Origin of the sequence: Candidatus Terasakiella magnetica, assembly GCF_900093605.1 — a bacterium.
GTDB lineage: Bacteria > Pseudomonadota > Alphaproteobacteria > Rhodospirillales > Terasakiellaceae > Terasakiella > Terasakiella magnetica.
This window is the reverse complement of sequence record NZ_FLYE01000022.1, coordinates 1-4,874: the sequence shown is the minus strand read 5'-3', so window position 1 is coordinate 4,874 and position 4,874 is coordinate 1. Positions and strand designations below refer to the sequence as shown.

3 protein-coding genes are annotated in these 4,874 nt (G+C 40.1%); 2 read left to right on the top strand and 1 reads right to left on the bottom strand.

Going from position 1 to position 4,874, the window contains the following annotated elements; genetic code table 11:
* Positions 1 to 500: recombinase family protein (locus MTBPR1_RS09175; RefSeq protein WP_069188725.1), on the top strand; the 500-nt coding region annotated here is incomplete at its 5' end.
* Positions 501 to 834: 334 nt separating this feature from the next.
* Here MTBPR1_RS09175 and MTBPR1_RS09170 read toward each other — a convergent pair.
* Positions 835 to 1,236 (bottom strand): hypothetical protein, encoded by a 402-nt coding sequence (locus MTBPR1_RS09170; RefSeq protein ID WP_069188724.1) that lies wholly within the window; start codon positions 1,234 to 1,236, stop codon positions 835 to 837.
* 211 nt (positions 1,237 to 1,447) lie between these two features.
* On the opposite strand from MTBPR1_RS09170, the gene MTBPR1_RS09165 reads away from it, so the two are divergent.
* A partial coding sequence (locus MTBPR1_RS09165) for a transporter substrate-binding domain-containing protein (protein WP_126465131.1) occupies positions 1,448 to 4,874 on the top strand: 3,427 nt, incomplete at its 3' end.

The window sequence follows — 4,874 nt, the reverse complement described above, 5'->3', positions numbered from 1 at the left end:
TGGATGCTTTGGTCAAATACGGCTGTGATGAAAGAGATATCTATAAAGAGAAAGTGTCTGGCTCAAAGCGTGACCGTGAACAGCTTAATGCCGTATTGGATTTGTTGCGCGAAGGAGACAAATTAGTTGTCTGGCGTTTGGATCGATTAGCACGAAGCCAACGTGACCTATTGGAGATATCTGACCTGATCAATTCCAAAGGTGCTGAACTTGTCTCTCTAATGGATTCCATTGATACATCCACCGCGACTGGGAAATTATTATTCAGCATTCTTGGCAGTCTATCTGAATTTGAGAAAAACTTACTCGTAGAGAGAACTATGGCTGGGCAAAAAATTGCCAGAGAGAATGGTGTTGTCTTCGGAAGACCAACAAAATTAACTGACGACTTAATCAAACACATCCAACACGCCTACAAAGACCCAACAGTCACCGTGGCGGCAACGTTGAAGCATCTAAATATCAGCAAGTCGTCTTATTACAATGCCCTCAAAATGTAAAAGCATCCAAAAAGTGCTTACCCATTTTATTGGTCTTTGTTGTGCGCCAGAGGTAGACCATAATGGCAACCAGACATTTGCTTAGACAAACGATCTGGGCAAGTGATGCCTTTTATAATTAGGAACCTATGACCTACAAAACCTTCTGGGCGCGCCATTTTCAAAGCCTCAAGGTTAACGCCTTGGGGCTTTCTTCTTTTGTACAATATGTTTCAAAAGTCAATATTTAAGCGACTTGCCCACGATTGTTTTACTCACGGTTTATAGAATCCTCTACCTCGTGGAGCGTTTTCTTATGGTGTCAGTAGACCAGACAGTAAGTAACACAAGACCTTTAACTTTTTCTCTTAGCATTCCAAAGTGTCATAATGTGATCCACCATTTTAACACTTGGATCACTCAGCTCTTTATAAGCATAGACCATGCGGCGGCCATCGGGGATCATGTCAGGGATATCTGGGTTCTTCTCTCTGTAAAGCGTGTCCATGCGTTTGATTGTATTTCTTGAAACTCCCATACGTTCAGCAAGCATAGAGATATCAGGATTAACACCTTCAGAGCGGCACTTAACAATTTCTAAAATCATTCTTATGAGGAGTATGCCATGGTCATATTCAAAAGTTTTATTGAGAAATTCAAATAACTCATGAAGAAAATCAGCTAAATCTAAGATGTCTTCTTTAGGGGCCTCACAAGGCCCCAGAGTGAGGTCTAGACTTTCTTCTGGTTTCATCATTGCAGCACCGCTTTGTTACTGGAGATTATCTCCAGTTCCCTTGATTTGTATTTTTGATATTCTCTAATAAAAGGAGCATATAAACTTTTGTCAAGGTGATGGCGCAAATGAAATTACGCCATATGTTTCATAAATTTATATAGCTCTCTGTAGATTCAATTATTTGGAATAATTGTTTTTGCCAATAAATAATATTGAGGGCATTCAAGTCATGACACAGCTATTGATTTCTTTATCTCGTACTTCATGCATTTTGATCATTGGAATGCTCTCTATCATATCCAGTACGCTTGCTGCCAATCATGATATAGCCCTATCGGATGAAGAAAAAACTTGGATCACTAAAAACCCAGTAATTAAGGTTCATAATGAAACTGATTGGCCTCCATTTAATTACGCAGAAAATGGAAACCCGCTAGGATTTTCTATTGATGTCATGAACTTGATCGCTGAAAAAGTCGGTCTCAAGGTTGAATATAAGACAGGTCCCTCTTGGAGCGAATTCCTTGATATGATGAGGGCTGGTGACTTAGATGTCATGCTCAATATTGTAAAAACAGCCGATCGCCAAAAGTATCTTCTTTACACGCCACCTTATGCTGATAATCCAAATACGATATTGAGCCGAACAGATGCTCCCTTTGAAAGTTTAGAACAATTATTTGGTAAAACAGTCTCCGTACCAAAGGGCTTTTTTTACGAAGAAATTCTCAAAAGAGATTATCCGCAAATTAAAGTTCTATTGCGTGATGGAACATTAGAAACAATGAAAGCTGTAAGTTTTGGTCAGGCAGATGCTGCCCTTGGAGAACTTGCGGTCTTTAATCATTTATTGAGTAAGCATTTGATGACGGGTGTTGCCGTTTCAGGTGAAGTCAAAATGGGTGACCCTGAACTTTCATTGTTAAACATTGCAACGCGTAAAGACTTACCAACCCTTGCCTCAATTTTAAAAAAGGGTGTTCAAGCTTTAACTGTTGAAGAGAAACGCTCTATTTCAATAAAATGGCTGCAATCTCATGTCGCGAAACAAACACCAGAAGAAAATGGGGGGATCAATCTTACAGCTGAAGAGAAGCAATGGCTGAAAGACCATCCAACAGTGCGCCTTGCCCCTGATCCTGATTTTCCTCCAATTGAATTCTTTGATGAGAATGGTAAATACAGCGGTCTTGGTGCTGATCTCGTATATAATATTGCAGAGCGGATTGGTCTAAAAATTGAAATCGTTCGTAAAGCAAACTGGGATGAAGTTCTAGAAACATTCCGTAACCGTGAAGCTGATATGATTGGCTCAATGGTGGCTGATGATGAAACACGTAAATTCATGGACTTCACCACGCCCTATGATGAATTTCCTTCAGTCTTCATCACTCGAACAGATCGAAAAGGCAGCGTTAAAGCATCTGACCTTTCAGGAAATAAAGTCACAGTAATATCAGGTTGGCCTGAAGAACAATGGTTACGTGATAATCACCCAGATATCGAAGTGATTGCTGTTCCAAATAATATTGAAGGTCTTGAAATGGTGGCCTTTGGTGAAGCTGAAGCCATGCTCGGCTTTATGCCAACATCTTCATATTACATTACCAAAAGTGGCCTGACGAATTTACGAATTGCAAGTAAGACAGATTTAGTTTTTGCAGATGCAATTGCGGTTAGAAAAGATTGGCCAATTCTCACAAACATAATGCAAAAAGGTTTGGATAGCATTCCGAAACAGGAAAGGCTTGAAATCTCCAGGCGTTGGATACAGTCGGATGAGAAAAATGAAACAGTTCAGACACCTGTAAAAGAAGACGCATTATTATCGCTCCCTGTTTTGTTTGCGTTAAGTGCAGGTCTACTCATTCTCTTTGCCGTGATTGTGTATATTTTAAGTAAGCTTCGTTCTGACACGGATCTTTCCAGTTTCTTTGGTGCAAAGAGTTTTAGGTTTAGCATTTTAATCGGCCTGAGTGTTCTCGTTGTTGGCGTTGCCATGATGAATTGGGTCGCGATAACAGATAGTAAAGAAAGAACAGTAGAAACGCTAAATCATGAGCTAGAACTTGTTTTAAAAAGCTCGATAGAACGTTTAGATACTTGGGTTCTTGGAAGGCAAGGTTTCTTAGAACAATTGGGACGTAATCCGACGTTAGTTGAACTGACGAAGGAACTTCTTGCCGTTCCAGAAAACCGTGAAAGCTTGATTAATTCAAAAGCTCTGGCACAAGCGCGTTCTTTCTTTGCATCAAATAAGCAATTTGGCTCAGCTGGTTTCTTCATCATTTCACCAGATAGAATGAGTATCGGTTCAAGAAGAGATACAAATATTGGCACGAAAAATTTTATTGCTGATATACGTCCAGAATTGATTGATAAAGCTTTTAGAGGCAGTCCTGTCTTTATTCCTCCTATCCGTTCAGATGTTAAAATTGGAACAGGTGGCGAGGATAATAAAAAACCCTTAACCATGTTTTTTGCGGCCCCCATAATAGACCGTGAGGGTAATGTACTCGCTGTCATGACGGAGCGTATTTTACCAAGTGGTCCGTTATCTGAAATCTTACACCATGGTCGAATGGGTAATTCAGGTGAAACTTACGCCTTTAATGCTGAAGGTAAGATGGTCAGTCAAAGTCGTTTTGATGATCAGCTTAAAGAAATTGGCTTACTTGGGAATGGTTCTGAGGAAATTGATCTTCGAGACCCTGGGCAAGATTTAACAAAGAAAAAGCACAAGAAACGTAATGTTCAAAACAAAGATTTAACTTTAATGGCACAAGAAGCATTAAAGCTCAGAGGTGATAGTAATTCAGGTTCTAAAATAACCACGACAAATACTGATGGGTATCGTGACTATCGTGGTGTGAAAGTTGTTGGGAGTTGGGCTTGGATACAAAACCTTGACCTCGGTGTTGCAACTGAAATCGACCATGAAGAAGCCATGCAAAATCATGATACTTTTAGAATTAATATTCTAATTATTTCCTCCATTGCAACGATCATGGCGGTAGGGGCAACGCTCTTTACTTTAATTTTAGGGCAGCGTTCTCATCGTTCTTTAACGCGAGCACGAGATGAACTTGAAGACCGCGTCGTTGAAAGAACGCATGAGCTACAAAACAGTGAAAAACGCATTCGATCAATCCTAGAAAATGCAGCAGACGGTATCATCGTCATTGATAGAGCTGGTATGGTTCAAAGTTATAGCCCAGCTGCAGAACGTATCTTTGGTTTTGTCTCTGAGGAAGTCGTTGGGCAAAATATAAAAATGCTTATGCCCGAACCAACGCGAACCGAGCATGACGGGTATTTAGAACGCCATTTTAAGGATGGTATAAATCGCATTGTTGGCCAAAACCGTGAGGTGACGGGCTTGAGAAAAGATGGAAGCCTTTTCCCAATGGATTTAGCTGTCGGAAAAGTCACCCTTGGTGATGAGATTATTTTCACTGGTATCATCCGCGATATCACAGCACGTAAAGAAGCTGAAGAGATCATTAAAGAGAAAGAAGGCCAGTTGAGCCTATCAATGCATAACATGAGTGATGGTATGTGTTTGATTGATAAAGACCTGAACTTTGTTTTATTCAATGACCGCTACAAAGAGCTTATTGGTTTTTCAGATGATATTGTTTTTGTAGGTGCACCTT